This window comes from Marinobacter sp. CP1 (assembly GCF_001266795.1).
Classification (GTDB): Bacteria; Pseudomonadota; Gammaproteobacteria; order Pseudomonadales; family Oleiphilaceae; genus Marinobacter; species Marinobacter flavimaris.
Genome location: NZ_CP011929.1, coordinates 1,408,313 through 1,424,230, shown reverse-complemented (window position 1 = coordinate 1,424,230; position 15,918 = coordinate 1,408,313). Strand labels below are relative to the sequence as shown.

At 58.6% G+C, this 15,918-nt stretch carries 13 protein-coding genes; 6 read left to right on the top strand and 7 right to left on the bottom strand.

What is annotated here, in order from left to right; translation table 11 throughout:
• The first annotated feature begins 37 nt into the window (after positions 1 to 37).
• Complete coding sequence (locus ACP86_RS06755) at positions 38 to 571, top strand: macro domain-containing protein (protein ID WP_008173304.1); 534 nt, start codon at positions 38 to 40, stop codon at positions 569 to 571.
• 9 nt (positions 572 to 580) lie between these two features.
• Here the strand turns inward: ACP86_RS06755 and ACP86_RS06750 are convergent, their stop codons facing one another.
• Both ACP86_RS06750 and ACP86_RS06745 read right to left on the bottom strand, forming a co-directional pair.
• Positions 581 to 1,525 carry a ChaN family lipoprotein gene (locus tag ACP86_RS06750; RefSeq protein WP_008173303.1) on the bottom strand — a complete coding sequence of 315 codons (945 nt, stop codon included), beginning with the start codon at positions 1,523 to 1,525 and terminating at the stop codon, positions 581 to 583.
• An 88-nt stretch (positions 1,526 to 1,613) separates the two neighbouring features.
• Positions 1,614 to 1,793, bottom strand: coding sequence for a hypothetical protein (locus ACP86_RS06745; protein ID WP_008173301.1), 180 nt, complete (start codon positions 1,791 to 1,793; stop codon positions 1,614 to 1,616).
• 112 nt (positions 1,794 to 1,905) lie between these two features.
• On the opposite strand from ACP86_RS06745, the gene dauA reads away from it, so the two are divergent.
• Together dauA and ACP86_RS06735 are read left to right on the top strand one after the other, a co-directional pair.
• On the top strand, positions 1,906 to 3,657 hold the full coding sequence (dauA, locus tag ACP86_RS06740; RefSeq protein ID WP_053113142.1) for a C4-dicarboxylic acid transporter DauA: 1,752 nt from the start codon (positions 1,906 to 1,908) through the stop codon (positions 3,655 to 3,657).
• 71 nt (positions 3,658 to 3,728) lie between these two features.
• Positions 3,729 to 5,675, top strand: a complete 1,947-nt coding sequence (locus ACP86_RS06735; RefSeq protein ID WP_053113141.1) for a CASTOR/POLLUX-related putative ion channel — start codon at positions 3,729 to 3,731, stop codon at positions 5,673 to 5,675.
• A 7-nt stretch (positions 5,676 to 5,682) separates the two neighbouring features.
• Here the strand turns inward: ACP86_RS06735 and ACP86_RS06730 are convergent, their stop codons facing one another.
• From ACP86_RS06730 to ACP86_RS06720, 3 genes are read right to left on the bottom strand one after another with little or no spacing between them, the layout of a single operon-like run.
• A complete protein-coding gene (locus ACP86_RS06730; protein WP_014578444.1) occupies positions 5,683 to 6,072 on the bottom strand; it encodes a CBS domain-containing protein in 390 nt (129 codons plus the stop codon).
• 13 nt (positions 6,073 to 6,085) lie between these two features.
• Positions 6,086 to 6,436: a hypothetical protein gene (locus ACP86_RS06725; protein ID WP_014578443.1), complete on the bottom strand. Its 351-nt coding sequence runs from the start codon at positions 6,434 to 6,436 to the stop codon at positions 6,086 to 6,088.
• A complete protein-coding gene (locus tag ACP86_RS06720) occupies positions 6,433 to 7,926 on the bottom strand; it encodes a DUF1538 domain-containing protein (protein ID WP_053113140.1) in 1,494 nt (497 codons plus the stop codon). Before ACP86_RS06720 ends, ACP86_RS06725 begins: the two co-directional genes overlap by 4 nt.
• 278 nt (positions 7,927 to 8,204) lie before the next feature.
• Between ACP86_RS06720 and ACP86_RS06715 the strand changes: the two genes are divergently transcribed.
• From ACP86_RS06715 to senA, 3 genes are all read left to right on the top strand, one after another.
• Complete coding sequence (locus ACP86_RS06715) at positions 8,205 to 9,797, top strand: isocitrate lyase (RefSeq protein ID WP_014578440.1); 1,593 nt, start codon at positions 8,205 to 8,207, stop codon at positions 9,795 to 9,797.
• Positions 9,798 to 9,960: 163 nt separating this feature from the next.
• Positions 9,961 to 11,775, top strand: a complete 1,815-nt coding sequence (locus ACP86_RS06710; RefSeq protein ID WP_082220614.1) for an SLC13 family permease — start codon at positions 9,961 to 9,963, stop codon at positions 11,773 to 11,775.
• A gap of 69 nt (positions 11,776 to 11,844) precedes the next feature.
• A complete protein-coding gene (gene senA / locus ACP86_RS06705; RefSeq protein WP_176443042.1) occupies positions 11,845 to 13,212 on the top strand; it encodes a selenoneine synthase SenA in 1,368 nt (455 codons plus the stop codon).
• A 25-nt stretch (positions 13,213 to 13,237) separates the two neighbouring features.
• Here senA and ACP86_RS06700 read toward each other — a convergent pair whose 3' ends face one another.
• Together ACP86_RS06700 and ACP86_RS06695 are read right to left on the bottom strand one after the other, a co-directional pair.
• Positions 13,238 to 14,812 (bottom strand): cation:proton antiporter family protein, encoded by a 1,575-nt coding sequence (locus ACP86_RS06700; protein WP_053113139.1) that lies wholly within the window; start codon positions 14,810 to 14,812, stop codon positions 13,238 to 13,240.
• 109 nt (positions 14,813 to 14,921) lie between these two features.
• A complete protein-coding gene (locus tag ACP86_RS06695; RefSeq protein WP_053113138.1) occupies positions 14,922 to 15,860 on the bottom strand; it encodes an alpha/beta fold hydrolase in 939 nt (312 codons plus the stop codon).
• Between the last annotated feature and the right edge of the window lie 58 nt (positions 15,861 to 15,918).

The following is a 15,918-nucleotide window of genomic DNA, read 5'->3' as shown; positions in this document are numbered from 1 at the left end:
ATTAGCGTTTCACGCCCCAAGCGAAAAGGAAGGAAACATGACGGTTGTGAAAGTTGAGTGCATCAGAGGAAACATTGCTGAACAGCAGGATATGGATGTGATCGTCAATGCCGCCAACGCCGAACTTTTGCCAGGGAGTGGCGTGGCAGGCGCCATACACAGCGCCGCCGGACCGGGGCTGGCAGAGGAGTGCCGGGCTCTGGCGCCGATCAGGCCGGGGCAGGCAGTCATCAGCTCGGCTCACGAGCTGCCAAACCAACACGTAATCCACTGTCTGGGGCCGGTTTACGGGGTCGACGAGCCATCCGACCGTTTGCTGGCTGAGTGTTTCAGAAATGCCCTGTTGCTGGCAGATCGGCATAAGCTGACGTCCATCGCTTTTCCTGCCATCTCCACCGGGGTTTTCGGCTATCCACTGCAGGATGCGGCGGCAGTGGCCATGAAGGCGGTGTCTGACACGCTGGCGGAGCTCAACTCTGTTCGCCTTGTCCGGTTTGTGCTGTTCAGCGACGAGGACCGGAAGGTGTTTGAACAGGCACTTGAGTTGGAATCGGGCCTGTCAGGCCGGTAGCCGGCCGTTTCAGTCACAGCTTTTGTCGGTCGAGCGGCGAAAGCGGGCTGTCATCGCCTCACGTTCCCGCTGGGCGTCCCGGAATTCGTCGGGCAGAGGCTGGATAAAGTAGATGAAATCACCCTTGGCGCGATTATTCTCCAGGGGCGCTTCGTTGACGTCCCAAGGCCAGAAAGCCGGGCTTACGATGGCGACCGAGATTTCAGGCGCGCGCTGTTTCAGAAGCGCCACGGTGCCCAGGCCATTTTCACTGTGAAAGGTGCCAGTCACGTGCAGTACCTGGTGCTCCGGGTGCTCTGTCCGCGCCTGAAGAATACGTGTTGCCATGGCGTTGTCCCTGAGCAACTGGGCCTTGTAGGTGTTGTCCATCCGCTCGCTCATGGTGTCGTCTGCCTGGTGGCTTGCACCGATGGCCGCCATGAACTTTTCCCGGTATTCCGGGGTGTCCATGAAGGGTTTGGCGGGTAATTTCTGTCTCAAGGTGTCTGAAATACGGTCGAGATAGCCCGGGCCCTTGCGGCCAACGCAGCGGACCACGTCGGCCGGCGCATTGGACGCGATCACCGGAAGGTCGTGCCGGCGTGCAAACTCCACCAATGGACGATAGGAGGCACGGTAATTGTCCCAGGCTTCGGCGTCTTCGATCATTTCGGTTTCGCCCGTCTCTCCCCGCAGATAACGGTTCAGTTCGTCCTGACGATCCAGGTTGAACTGCTCCATGCTGAGAATCTGCTCCGGCCGCAGCCGAAACAGGGCGCTCTGAAGCCGGGATTGCAGAAGGTGTGAGCCATGGTGCCCGTGGTATTCCCCGACAACCACAACATCGACGTCGGCTAGTTGCTGCGCCAGTTCCTCCGGAGTCAGCGCGGTCTTGTTTGCCGGGTTTACGAGCAGGGCATCGTACTGGGTTTGCGGTGCCGAATTCAGCGTGTCGGGGGCTTTCGATGAAGGCATGGCAGTGCATCCGTTCATAACAGACAAAGTGGCAAACAGCAGGATTGGCGCGATAGGTTTCATCATAGTCTTTACGTAATGAACCCCGTCAGGATTTCTTTTTACGATCTTCGCGCCAGTCCGATCCCAGTCTTTCTTCCACGTATTCCCGAATGAACTGGCGCACTTTCTGGGATGGCGTCACATCTTCCTGCTTGCACAGTTCTTCAAAGGCGGCCTTTTTCTCGGGATCGATCAGCAACGTCAGGCGGGCAGTGCGGTTTTCCATTGGGTTTTTCTTTACCTCGGGTGGCTTTCGATGATGTTAACCGTATTAACATTGAATGTAGATATAATGAGCATATAATTAGTCGTTAAAAGTTGCAATTAACGAGTCACCCATGCCGCATCGAGCCCACCTTTTTTCTCTCCGGATGGCCCACGCATTCCGGGAAGCGTGTATTGATGAGCCCTACCGGGGCCGCCGTTTCCTGCGCGATGTGATGGCGGGTTTGACGGTGGGCATTATTGCCATACCCCTGGCCATGGCATTGGCGATCGCCAGTGGTGTTGCACCCCAGTACGGCCTCTACACCGCCATTATTGCCGGGTTTGTGATCGCATTGACCGGTGGCAGCCGGTTCAGCATCTCCGGCCCCACCGCTGCTTTCGTTGTCATTCTGTACCCCATCGCCCAGAGCTATGGGCTGGGCGGTCTGCTTTTGGCCACCTTGATGTCGGGCGTTTTGCTGATTCTGATGGCTCTGATGCGACTGGGTCGTTTTATCGAATACATTCCAGAATCGGTAACCCTCGGGTTTACCGGGGGGATCGCCGTGGTGATTGCCACCCTGCAGATCCGGGATTTTCTGGGCCTTCAGGTTGGCGATATGCCCGAGCATTATTGGGACAAGCTGGCCCTGCTGACCGGTGCGCTGCCGGAATTTGATGGTATGAGTACCCTGGTGGCCGGTGTCACCCTTGCCTGCATGTTGCTCTGGCCACGCCTGAAAACCCCGGTGCCCCCGCATCTGCCAGCGGTGGTGATCGGAAGCCTGCTTACGCTCTGGTTGAATGCCCAGGGTGCTGCTATCGATACCATTGGTTCAAGGTTCAGTTATCTCCTGCCGGACGGCACCGAGGGAGCGGGTATTCCGCCGTTCTTGCCGGAATTCGCCTGGCCGTGGCAGCAGGCAGGGGCATCGGGCGAGCCCGTCGGGCTGTCATGGTCGCTGGTCCGGGATCTGCTGCCGGCAGCTTTTGCCATTGCCATGCTTGGGGCCATCGAGTCTCTCCTGTGCGCCGTGGTGCTTGATGGCATGACTGGCAAACGCCACAGCGCCAACAGCGAGCTCATGGGGCAGGGCCTTGGCAACATCATCACGCCGTTTTTCGGCGGCATTACCGCCACGGCCGCCATCGCCCGCTCGGCGGCCAACTACCGGGCCGGCGCCGAGTCGCCGGTCTCCGCAATGGTGCATTCGCTGGTCGTTCTGCTGGCGCTGGTTTCGCTGGCGGGCCTGCTGGCGTATCTTCCCATGCCGGCCATGGCCGCCCTGCTGGTGATGGTGGCCTGGAATATGAGTGAGGCCCCCAAGTCCCTGCATCTTCTGAAAACCGCGCCGCGCAGCGACATCCTGGTTTTTCTCACCTGCTTTTCACTGACGGTATTGCTCGACATGGTCATTGCCATCACCACCGGCGTCCTGTTGGCGGCGGTCCTGTTCATGCGGGAAATGGCCCAGATGACCCGGGTTACAGATATCACCCAGAGCAAACGGATTGCAGAATCCCGGCTGCCCGATGGCTGGCAGGTGTTCAAGATAAACGGCCCCCTGTTTTTTGCCGCTGCGGACCGGATTTTCGGGGAACTGGCAGTGCTCGCCCGGAACGCCCGCGGATTCATTCTGTACATGGACGGCGTGACGATTCTCGATGCCGGCGGGCTGTCCGCTTTGAACAAGCTTATTGCTACCTGTGAACGGGACGGTACACAGATTGTGATTGCCGATCTTCAGTTCCAGCCTTTGCGCACCCTCGCTCGTGCCGGGGTTGCGCCGATAGCTGGCGTTAGCCGCTATACTTCCTCCCTGGACGAAGCTTTGCGTCTGATCAGTTGCCCTGCGTCTGAAACTGATCGGGCTTCCGGATAAAAACCTGATTCCATCCGTTTCCGGATGGTCTACCCTGACGCGACGAAAATACTCTCTTCAAGAGGACTGCCATGCTGCCTTTCCGGCTGATCGACCGAGTCAAATTCATACTGGAACGCCAGCTCGTCAAAGGCGCGGGATTTCAGCTTCTCGTGGTCGGTGTCTTCATTGGCCTGATCTCGTTAATCGGTGGCCTGCTTGTGGTTCCCCAGGGCGGCGACTTCGAAGATCCGGGCTCTGCAATCTGGTGGGCGTTTCTTCGGTTGACCGATCCAGGTTACCTGGGTGACGACGTTGGCACCTGGCAGCGCTTTGTTTCGACCCTGCTGACTATTAGCGGCTATGTGGTGTTCATGGGCACTCTGGTGGCGATCCTGACACGGTGGTTGATCGCTAAAATGGCGGATCTTGAGAGAGGCCTTACGCCGGTTACGCTGAAGAATCATGTGGTGGTGCTGGGCTGGACCAGCCAGACCCTCCCGTTGCTCTCCGAGCTGTTGGGCTCCAGTGGCCGGGTGCGCCGTTTTCTGGAAAAGCACGATGCCCAGAAGCTCAACCTCGTGGTGTTGTCTGAGGAGGCGTCTGCAGCCCAGGTTCATGAGTTGCGCACCGAGCCTGGTATCGGGCGCCGGGCCCGCCAGATCATCCTGCGATCGGGATCCGCAATCCAGCCGGATGCCCTGCACCGGGTGGCTTGCCTGGATGCAGCGGCGGTTATCGTGCCCAGCGCGGCCCACGAAGCTGGCAGCCTGGTCACATCGGACGTGGAGACGGTCAAGGCGCTGCTGTCCATAGCCGCGCAGGCAAGGCATTTTCAGTCCTCGTTGCCGTTTGTGGTGGCCGAGATCCAGGACGTCCGCAAACTCCCGGTGATAGAGCGGGCCTACCCCGGGGCCGTGGAGGTCGTGGCAGGCGATGCCACCATCAGTCGCCTGATGGTGCAGAACATCCTTCATCCTGGCCTGTCTGAAGTGTTCAACGAGCTGCTGACAGCCGGTGAGGGTAACGAGATCTATATCCGCGGAGGCGAGTCGCTGGCAGGCATGACGCTGGGCGAGCTGGCGGCCGCCCGGCCCGAAGTCATCGTGCTGGGGCTGTTGAAACCCAGCGGTTCAGGATGGGACGTCCAGTTGCTGGCGCCCTCAGACTCACCCATTGCATCGGCTGATCGGGTGGTCATCATGGCCCGGGATTACTCCGAGACCGAGCCGAATCCCAAAAAGGCGCCCTTGCCTGCCTTGGTGAGAGGGCAGGCGGTGCGGGTTGAGCGGCCCGTGGACCAGATGAATCACCGGGTTCTGGTCTTAGGCTGGAACCGACGCGTGCCCAGCCTGATCGCGGAGTTCCTCAGCTATGGCCACCGTCATTTTGAGGTGGATCTGGTCTCCGTGGTTCCCAAAGCCGAACGGGAACAGGCCATTGCACGCTATGTCGACAATTCGGACCGCCTGACCTGTCGGCATATCGAGGCGGACTACATGGTGGAGGGGGAGCTCCGCCGGATAGGGCCGGCGGGCTACGATACCGTGATCCTGCTGAGCAGTGACCGGCTGGCTTCTGGTGAAGAGGCCGATGCCCGGGCGATGGTGGGGTACCTGCAGCTTGAGGACATCCTGGCCGATTTTGCCCGGAGGCCTCAACTGATCATGGAGTTGAGCGACCCCGACAACCGGCACCTGCTGGATGGGCATCAGAGCGAGATGATGATCAGCCCCATGATTCTCAGTCATGTTCTGGCGCAGGTGGCGTTGCGGCGCGAGCTTCGCATCGTGCTGGATGAACTGTTCACCGTTGGCGGTGCCGAGATCCAGTTCCGGGATCCGGCGGATTACCCTTTGCCCGCCAGTGCGACGTTTCAGGTGCTGGAAAAAACGGTGGCGGCCGAAGGTGAACTGGCACTCGGGATATTTCGGCACCGTGCCAATGAAAGCGAGCGCCACCTGCAGCTGAACCCGCCCCGCAAGGACTACCTTGAGTTACAGCCGGGTGACCGGTTGGTGGTGCTTTGCATGACCTGAATGCCGGTCAGTCGATGCTGTCGAGCAGGGCCGCCATGATGTCGTCCATGACCACAAAGCCTTTGAGATCATTGTCGGCCAGCACCAGAAGGCGCTTTACCCGGTATTTGCTCATCAGGCTGGCAGCGTGTCGGACGTTCAGATTCTCGCCAACGCTGATGACAGGCTTGGCGCAGGCGTCGTAAACGTTCAGAAGGTCGATGTCGCCGTCTTCGGCAATAACCGTTTTTAGCACGTTGGTATAGGTGATCAGACCCCAGGCATCGTGCTCGCTCGTTTTCTCCACCACCAGCGATTTCACAGAGTGCTGTTTCATCTGTGACAGCGCCTCACGGATGCTGGCAAACGGAGAGATGGTCATTACATCCCGCACCATCACATCTTTGACCAGTTTCATGGCTGTTCTCCGGTTACAGTGAATCTTTCAGATGTTGTTCGAATTTTGCGACCTGGGACATGTCGATCCCGCCCAGGTGTTCCAGGGGAAGTGTGAACACCAGTCCCCTGGAATCGTTATGGTCGGGCATGAGTATCTTCTGGATAACCTTCAGAATATCGAGCGAGAGGCCCTTCTCCAGCACCATCAGCAGAACGCTTTGGCTGCCGTCGTAGGTCAGGCCGAAGAAGGTTTTTTTCGCGGTGTTGCTGATGCCGCGGCCGGGAATCACCGTGATACCACCGGCGCCAAGGTCCCTCGCGGCATTAACGCAGTCCTGTTCCTGATCCTCTGGAACAATTGCTACCAGAACCGAAAATTTCATGAGTCTGTTTTCCTCTGCTTGGCAAGCATTTCAACAATGATGGCGTAGCCCATCACCGTCACGATCGGAAAGATGGAGGCGAAGGCAATCAGGCCGAACCCGTCGATCAGCACGTTACGGCCTTCAATGCTGCTGGCCAGACCAATACCCAGTGCGGTTACCAGAGGTACGGTAACCTCGGAGGTGGTAACCCCGCCAAGATCGTACGCCAGCGGGATGATGTATCTCGGGGCCAGCGCGGTCAGGATGATGACCAGAATATAGCCGCCAATGATGTAATGGTGAATGGAGTCGCCACTGATGATCCGGTGGACGCCGAGGGTGATCCCGACAGCGACCCCGACCGCCACGATAATCCTGATGGCATTGCCGTTTATGGTACCGGCCGCGGCCTGTTCCGCCTGGTGTCCGATTGCGATCAACGCGGGTTCGGCCATGGTGGTGGCGAACCCGATCATGAAGGCGAAGAGATAGACAAAGACGAAGCCCTCCATGCTCATCAGTTGCCGGGCCATACTGGTGCCGATCGGGAACAGGCCGAGTTTCAGACCGACCACGAAGGCATAGAGACCGAGCACCACCAGCGCAAACCCGAACAGGATCTTGCGCGGGTTGGTCAGCCCCCGGCGCAACACCAGGTACTGGAAAAAAAGGATGGTGATAATGATCGGAAGTACATCCCGGATCATGCCGGCAAGATCGAGCAGCATCGTCAGCAGAACGGGAGTCTGATCGGCGGTTCCATTGTGTACCAGGGTTGGCACCGTGGTCGGATCGGTGGTAACACCGGAATAGACAAAAATCCCGTAAAGCTGAACGGTAATCATGGGAACCATCACCGCGAGGGCAACCAGTCCGAAGCCGTCCAACAAGGGGTTTCGACCCCGAATGGAAGCCGCGAGACCAATGCCCAGGGCGGCAATCAGGGGAACGGTGACGATGTTGGTGGTCACGCCACCTGAATCGTAGGCAAGACCAACAATCTCGGGTGGCGCGAACCAGGTAATGATCACCACCACGATGTAACCGATGATCATGAACCAGTGCAGCGGGTAACCAAATATGGTTCTGAACACGCCCAGGGCAACGACGAGGCCAACGGAAACGGCCACCAGTATCCTGAGTGTCAGGGCCTTTATCTTGCCCTCGCTGATTTCCTCCGCCTGCTGGGCCACGGCAATCAGTGCCGGCTCTGCCACCACCGCAGAAAAGCCCATTGCGAAGCCGAACGAGAGCAGAACCGGCACAGAGCCCCTGCGGGCAAACTGATTGGACAGACTTTTGCCAACCGGGAAGATGCTCAGCTCAAGGCCCTGGAGGAACAGGGCAACGCCGACAGCCACGATCAGCAGACCCGCTGCCATCGCAAACGTGTTGTCCGGCATTTGCCGGAGAATAACAAGCTGGAAGAAGACAACGACGGCGATGATCGGAAACAGGTTCTTCAGGGCATGCACAAGGGAGTGGCTGAAAGCTCGCAGGTAGAACACTGTTTGCGCCTGATGGGGTCGGGTGATGCTTGCTCACTGTTAACAGTAACAATAGCCACTTTTCCGATGTTGATCCAACTCAAGAATAAGGGGTTCTTACCATTCACCAGGAAAATGCCGAAAATAGATCATATAAATTTCAATTATAAATTTGAAACCACTAAAGTAACCATCAACGTCAGCGCTTCGCTCAAAAAGTGAGCAGGTTGTTGGCTTCGGAAGTGGCTGTACGCTTCTCCGCATCGACTTAGAAAACCAACGTAGAAAGGATTGAGACCATGCCCTACGCACAAGACGTTGACCAGATCGCTTCCCTGTTGAAGCAGCACCCGACCTGGAACGCCATCAACCCGAAGCACGCCGCTCGCATGCGCGCCCAGAACAAGTTCAAGACTGGTCTGGACATCGCCAAGTACACCGCCAAGATCATGCGCGAAGACATGGCGAACTACGACAAGGACACTTCCCAGTACACCCAGTCCCTGGGCTGCTGGCACGGCTTCATCGGTCAGCAGAAGATGCTGTCCATCAAGAAGCACTTCGGCACCACCAAGCGTCGTTACCTGTACCTGTCCGGCTGGATGGTTGCTGCACTGCGTTCCGAGTTCGGTCCGCTGCCTGACCAGTCCATGCACGAGAAGACTGCCGTATCTGGCCTGATCGAAGAGCTCTACACCTTCCTGCGTCAGGCGGATGCCTGGGAACTGAACCACCTGTTCCGTGCCCTGGAAGAAGCCGAGAATGCCGGCGACAACGCCAAGGCTGAAGAGCTGATCAAGCAGATCGACAACCACGAAACTCACGTTGTTCCGATCATCGCTGACATCGACGCTGGTTTCGGTAACGCCGAAGCGACTTACCTGCTGGCCAAGCAGATGATTGAAGCCGGTGCCTGCTGTATCCAGATCGAGAACCAGGTCTCTGACGAGAAGCAGTGTGGTCACCAGGACGGCAAAGTAACTGTTCCCCACGCCGACTTCCTGTCCAAGATCAACGCCGTTCGTCTGGCGTTCCTGGAGCTGGGTGTGGACGACGGTGTTATCGTTGCCCGTACTGACTCCCTGGGCGCTGGCCTGACTCAGAAAATCGCCGTGACCAACGAGCCGGGCGATCTGGGCGACCAGTACAACAGCTTCATCGACGGTGAAGTGATCGAGAAGGCAGAAGACATCAACAACGGCGACGTTGTGATCAAGCAGAATGGTCAGCTGGTTCGTCCGAAGCGTCTGGCGTCTGGCCTGTTCCAGTTCAAGCCGGGTACTGGCGAAGACCGTGTGGTTCTGGATTGCATCACCAGCCTGCAGAACGGTGCTGACCTGCTGTGGATCGAAACCGAGAAGCCGCACGTTGGCCAGATTGCAGCCATGGTTAACCGCATCAAGGAAGTGGTTCCCGACGCCAAGCTGGTTTACAACAACAGCCCGTCCTTCAACTGGACTCTGAACTTCCGTCAGCAGGTATTCGACGCCTGGAAGGAAGAAGGCAAGGACGTTTCTGCCTACGACCGCGCCAAGCTGATGAGCGAAGAGTACGACAACACCGAGCTGGGTCAGCTGGCCGACGAGTGGTGCCGTAACTTCCAGCGTGACGGTTCACGTGAAGCGGGTATTTTCCACCACCTGATCACCCTGCCGACCTACCACACCGCGGCCCTGTCTACCGACAACCTGGCCAAGGGTTACTTCGGTGACGAAGGCATGCTGGCCTACGTGGCTGGTGTACAGCGCAAGGAAATCCGTCAGGGTATCGCAACCGTTAAGCACCAGGACATGGCTGGTTCCAACATCGGTGACGACCACAAGGAATTCTTCGCTGGTGAAGCGGCCCTGAAGGCCGGTGGTAAAGACAACACCATGAACCAGTTCGGTTAATAGAACAGTTCAGTTGTCTCTTCCGGAGTAATCCGGAAGCCACAAAAACCCCGCCTCGGCGGGGTTTTTTCGTTGAGGCGAGGATATTTGGTGTATCGCTCGTGATGTGTTCGATACTGTAACCTGAAGAGAAACAAGCTCGGTGCCAACCGGAGGGAAGGTGTTGAACACGGATCAGGCCATTGTTTTTTCGATACTGGGTATCGCCCTGGTGCTGTTCGTCTGGAACCGAATCCGGTTCGATCTGGTCGCCCTGATCGCGCTTCTTGCTGTCTCGATTGCCGGGATCGTGCCTGTGGATCAGCTGTTCGACGGCTTTGGCCATCCCGCGGTTGTCACGGTGGCGGCGGTTCTGGTGATCAGCCAGGGGCTGGTCAACGGCGGTGTGGTTGACCGCCTGGCCAGGCTGCTTGGAAAGGTCGGGCACAGGCCGACGCTGCAGGTGCTGATGCTGACTTCAGTGGTGGCCCTTTGCTCGGGGTTTATCAACAACGTTGGTGCACTCGCACTGTTGATGCCGGTGGCGGTCTGGATGTCCAGGGAAGCCGGGCGGTCGCCCTCGCTGCTGCTGATGCCCCTGGCATTTGGTTCCCTGCTCGGGGGAACCATGACACTGATTGGCACGCCTCCGAACATCATCATTGCCAGTTATCGGGAAGCTGGTTCGTTCGGCATGTTTGACTTCGCACCGGTGGGCCTTGCCATTACGTTGGCAGGCATTGGCTTTATCACGCTGGTCGGGTGGCGACTGACGCCGCGGCGGGGTAAGCCCGACGACGGTGGCAAGCTGTTCAGTGTGGGCGACTATGTTACCGAGCTTCGGGTGCCTGAGGATTCCTCCCACGTTGGGGCAACCCTTCATGGGCTTCTGACGCGCGCCGATGCCGAGAAGGACGTCGTGGTTCTGGCGCTTATCCGGGATGACAAGCGGTCGCTGGCTCCCTCTACGTTCTCCGTCCTGCGCGGCGATGATCTGCTCCTGGTGGAAGCGGATACCGATGCCTTGCAGGACTTTCTGGACAGCACCGGGCTCGAGTTGGCGAGAGTGGAGGAAGCCTCTTCAGAAGCGTCCGATCAGGAAGAACCAGAGTCGGGAAAGCCGGGCGAAAAGTCCCTGTCTGAGGGCGACGTGCGTTTGATCGAAGCGGTCATCACGCCGGAATCGGGGCTGATCGGAAAAACCGCCAACAGGCTCAATCTTCGCGAGCAGAACGGTCTCAACATCGTTGCGATTGCGCGTCAGGGTCAGCGGTTGCAGCGACGTCTGGGTGATATTCGTTTTCAGGCTGGCGACATCCTTCTGGTCCAGGGCGAGGAGGAAACCTTGAGTGTCACGCTTCAGGGGCTCGGCTGCCTGCCCCTGGCCGAGCGGGGTCTCCGGTTTGGCAGGGAGCGCAACTCCCTTCTGGCTGGCGGCCTTTTTATCGCCGCCATAGCATTGATTGTGGTTGGCTGGTTATCGCCCCCCGTCGCGCTGGTCGCCTGCGCCGTGGTCATGGTTCTCAGCAAGGTTCTTAGCAACCAGGAAGCCTACCGGGCGATTGACTGGCCCGTTATCGTGCTGCTGGCCGCCATGATTCCTGTGGGGCAGGCCCTTGAGACTACCGGTGGGGCAGAATTGATCGCGTCCTGGATGCTGATGCTGGGTTCCGGAGGCGATGCCTGGGTGGTTGTTACCATTGTCCTCACGGGCACAATGCTGCTGTCGAACGTTGTGAACAACGCGGCAGCGGCCATCCTGGTTGCGCCGATTGCCTTGAGTCTTTCTGGGCAGCTTGGCATTGCCGCCGATGCCATGTTGATGGCGGTGGCGGTTGGCGCCTCCTGCGCCTTTCTGACCCCGGTAGGGCATCAATCCAATGCTCTGGTTATGGAGCCCGGAGGTTATCGCTTTGGGGACTACTGGCGGCTGGGGCTGCCGCTGTCTCTCCTCGTGACCGTGGTAGCTGTGCCGGTCATTCTGGCGGTCTGGGCGTGACGCCGTTTAACCGGTGTCTGTACTCTCTGTTATGCTGTTAGTCATCTGTTTTGATGGGTGACTGGCACGATGACAGTGATTGAGCAAATCGATCTGGCAAAGTCGGAATTGCTGGAGCAGCTTGAATGGACAAGGAAGCGAACCGAGACTCTCGTGTGTTCTCTTCCCGAGACCGCGCTGGACGTTCCCTACCATCCGGGCGTCAATCCACCGCTCTGGGAAATGGGGCATGCGGCCTTCTTTTACGAAGTCTTCGTCTTCAACCTGCTGGATGGCACACCGAGCCATGATCCTGCCATGGACGACCTGTGGGATTCGTTCCACATCGAACACCGGGATAGATGGAACCGGGAGTTGTTTCCCGGGTGGCAGAAAACCCTCGACTATTTCAATCTCATCTATGACCGCGTGGCCGAGCGGATTGAGAAGCAACCGTTAACCGACCAGGCCCGTTACCTCTACCGCTACGCAATCTACCACCAGAACATGCACATCGAGTCTATGATCTGGTGCCGTCAGACCGTCGGCTACCCGGCTCCGCCGGGTACTGATTTTTACCGACCGGCGCCAGGTGACTCGCATCAGGGAGACGCCTATGTTCCGGCAGGAGAGTGGTTGATCGGGATGCCGAGTGAGTCCGGGCAGTACGCCAGTGACGATTTTGCCTTCGACAATGAAAAGCCATGGTTTACCGTGACGCTGGAATCGTTCGCAATTTCAAAATGTCTGGTCAGCAACCGGGAATTTATGCAGTTTGTGGAAGACGGTGGCTACCGGCGGCCAGAGCTCTGGTCTTTTGGCGGGCGGAAATGGCTCCAGACCGAAACCGATGTTGCCCTGGTTCACGGCAGTGACGAGCCTCTTTTACGGGCGCCCCGCCACCCGCTTTACTGGCGCTGGCATGATGAGCAGTGGCAGGAGCGGGTGTTCGATCGCTGGCAGCCGCTCAATCCGGATGCACCGGTCACTCATGTGACATTCTGGGAGGCGGAGGCCTGGTGCCGTTGGGCAGGGCGTCGGCTGCCAACGGAATACGAGTGGGAAGTGGCGGCTCTGGGCAATCGCCCGGGCGAGCCCTTCCGGCGTTTTCCCTGGGGCAACTCGGCGCCGACCGAACAGCTGGCGGATCTCAACGGGCGCGCCATGGCGCAGAACCCGGTGTTCGATTTTCCTGCGGGTGACAGTCCGTTCGGCTGCCGGCAGATGACTGGCACGGTCTGGGAGTGGACCAGCGATCAGTTTCTGCCTTATGACGGTTTCAAGGTGGATATGTATCCATTCATGTCCACCCTGCAGTTCGGCGATCACAAAGTCACCAAGGGGGGCAGTTGTGCAACGTCATCCTGCCTTATCCGGGGTACCTATCGGCAGGCCTATCTTCCGCTTCGGAACGACGTATACACTGGTTTTCGAACCTGCGCGCTCGAAAAGCCCTGAACGTCGACTGTAATCGCCGATACCGTTAATCAGGTTTGCCGACAACCAGGGATGGTTTGGCGGGCTTTTTATCGATCAGATGACTGGCAAGGGCCACGCCGGTTTCACTCATGGTCAGGTAGGCTTCATCGGCCCCGGCTTCCCGGATCTGTTTTGCCTCATCTTCATACATGGTGTGGGCCACGATAAAACCCTTGAAACCCAGTTTGCGCAGCATTCGGGCGGCGATCAGTTTGCCCTCGATGTCGCCCATGGCCAGGATCACCGATTCAATGGCGGGCATGTGCAGACCGTTCCAGAAGGAGGCATCCTCGGCGTCCGCGAAGACCACGTTACGCCCTTCCTTCTGGTGCTGGGCGGCCTTTGCCGGATCGGAATCCAGGCCCATCAGTTTCGGCTGCTTCTCCCTCAGCCAATCGTAGGCAGCGGTGCCCGTTCTCCCCATTCCCATGATCAGGACCCGCGTATCGCCCAGCGACAGGGGCTGTTCATCCGGATGGTGTTTGCTGCCCTCATAGCGGCTGAGGCCATGGGCGAAACGCTCGTAAAGCGTGTGGGAGAAGCGGTTGAGTGGCGCGGAAAAGACAAACGAGAGCGACACCGAAATCGCCAGCGGAACCAGCCATTCGGGTAGCGCAACACTCGCGACAATCAGCCCGAACTCGCTGTAGTTGGTCAGGGCTAGCGAACTCAGGAAGCCGCTGCGGGCCCGCAACCGGAACGCCAGTAGCAGGAAAAAGAACAGGATGCCTTTGAGCGGCAGCACCAGGCCAGCGATGACCGCGAACAGGAGGGCCTCCCCATCGGGCAGGCCGCCAATGCCAATCTGCAGGAAGAACCCCACCAGAAAAACCTCTTTTACACTCCAGAGCGACTTGGAGAGTTCCTGGGATCGCGGATGATTCGCCAGCATGGCACCGAACACCAGTGCCCCCAGCTCCGAGCTCAGGCCAACGGATTCGAAGCCCAGCCCGCCAATGACAAGTGCCAGCAAGAGCCCGAGCAGGACCAGCAGTTCGTCGTGGCCGCTGGCATCCAGCAGGCGGAACAGCACAGGGCGTAGCAGGGGCAGGCCAAAGATAATCAGTGCCCATTGCGAGGGCGTCTGCCCGGCGGCCACGCTCATCACGACCAGGGCGATAAGATCCTGCATGATCAGGATGCCAATGGCCACTCGGCCGTGAAAGGCTCGCAGCTCCCGCTTGGATTCCAGGACCTTGGCGGCCAGTACGGTAGATGAGAACGAGAGCGCGATGGCCAGCAGAAAGGCGGTCTTCCAGGACAGTTCCATCAGCAGATAGAGGCCCGGCGTAAAGATGGCGCAGGTGATCCCGAAATGCAGCAGGCTTCCACCAATCACCTCCGGGCTGACCACGGACCGGAGTTTCAGCTTGAGCCCCACCGTGAACAGCAGAAGCAATACACCCAGGTGCGCAATTCGCTCAAGGACGTCGGTCTCTTCGATCACGACGCCGGTTGTTTCGGCAATGCCGCTCAGAACAAAACCCGCGGCCAGGTAACCGACGAGAGGGGGGAGCCCCACAAGCTTGACCAGAAGGCCAAGACCAAAGGCAAAAGTTATCCAGATTGCTTCAGGCATGAGTGGTCAGTTCAGAGGTCAGGGGCATAATGCTTGCTAGGCTACCCTGTTTTGCGGTGCCCTTGTAGTCGCTGAAGGTGGAATGCGGAAACTATTGCTCAAATGAGCCTCACTCGACCGGCTGCCCGATAAAGGTCCGGAACAGTTCTGCGGATTCCGCCGGGGCCTCCACCATCGGTGCGTGGCCGATACCGTCCATCAGTTCCAGCCTGGCATTCGGGATTGCTGCTGCGAACACCTCGCCGTTTCGGTAGTTGATCACCCGGTCTTCCTTGCCCCAGATGATCAGGACCGGGGCCTGAATCCTGGTGATGGCATTGCGGAAGTCCGACTCGAAACCGGCATCACGAATGGCGGCAAAGATGACCTCGTTGACCTCCCGGTTGGCGATGGCGCGCTCCTCCAGCACGCCCATAATGGGCCAGGGCACAAACGGTTTTTTCTCCAGTGCGAAGTCCATCAGGCGTTCAAAGTCACCGGGCTGTTTCGGAATCAGGGGGTTGTCACCGGCCTTAACCAGATCCACCAGTTCGCTCTCGTATTCCAGGATGCCGGCGGGACTGAACAGTACCGCTGATTGCACCTTGTCCGGATGATTGGCGGCGTAAAGCGCGGTAATCGCCCCGCCCATGGAGTTACCCATGACGTGTGCCTCATCAACCGACAGCGCGTCGAGGATGCGTGCGACATAACCGGCCTGATCTTCCAGGCGGTAGCCGATGTCGAGGGGCTTGCTGCTGTCACCATGCCCCGGCAGATCGATCGCATAGACATTGAAGTCGTCGGTCAGGTGGCCGGCCAGACGGGTCCAGTTGTCCTTGTTGGCCCCGAAGCCATGGATCATGACGATGGTGTCGCCTGCGCTCATTTCCTGGTTCCTGAGATAGGCGATGTCAAGGTTGCCCACTGCCACGCTCGCCGCCTCCAGACCCGCCGATGATCGTTCAAAATCAATCGCGGTCTGGTAGATGTCCTGACGAGAGCAGGCACTGAACAGCAGGGAAGCGGCCAGTATGATCAGCAGGTATACCGGTGACGGGCGGCGCATCGAAGGGACTCCTTTGGGCGATGTGGTCGGAACTTTGTGTCCGCAGTCTACCTTACTC

Excerpts from the sequence above, each read along its gene's own strand:
- ACP86_RS06755 (WP_008173304.1), top strand. The coding sequence starts at position 38 with ATGACGGTTGTGAAAGTTGAGTGCATCAGAGGAAACATTGCTGAACAG.
- ACP86_RS06750 (WP_008173303.1), bottom strand. The coding sequence starts at position 1,525 with ATGCCTTCATCGAAAGCCCCCGACACGCTGAATTCGGCACCGCAAACC.
- ACP86_RS06745 (WP_008173301.1), bottom strand. The coding sequence starts at position 1,793 with ATGGAAAACCGCACTGCCCGCCTGACGTTGCTGATCGATCCCGAGAAA.
- dauA (WP_053113142.1), top strand. The coding sequence starts at position 1,906 with ATGCCGCATCGAGCCCACCTTTTTTCTCTCCGGATGGCCCACGCATTC.
- ACP86_RS06735 (WP_053113141.1), top strand. The coding sequence starts at position 3,729 with ATGCTGCCTTTCCGGCTGATCGACCGAGTCAAATTCATACTGGAACGC.
- ACP86_RS06730 (WP_014578444.1), bottom strand. The coding sequence starts at position 6,072 with ATGAAACTGGTCAAAGATGTGATGGTGCGGGATGTAATGACCATCTCT.
- ACP86_RS06725 (WP_014578443.1), bottom strand. The coding sequence starts at position 6,436 with ATGAAATTTTCGGTTCTGGTAGCAATTGTTCCAGAGGATCAGGAACAG.
- ACP86_RS06715 (WP_014578440.1), top strand. The coding sequence starts at position 8,205 with ATGCCCTACGCACAAGACGTTGACCAGATCGCTTCCCTGTTGAAGCAG.
- senA (WP_176443042.1), top strand. The coding sequence starts at position 11,845 with ATGACAGTGATTGAGCAAATCGATCTGGCAAAGTCGGAATTGCTGGAG.
- ACP86_RS06700 (WP_053113139.1), bottom strand. The coding sequence starts at position 14,812 with ATGCCTGAAGCAATCTGGATAACTTTTGCCTTTGGTCTTGGCCTTCTG.
- ACP86_RS06695 (WP_053113138.1), bottom strand. The coding sequence starts at position 15,860 with ATGCGCCGCCCGTCACCGGTATACCTGCTGATCATACTGGCCGCTTCC.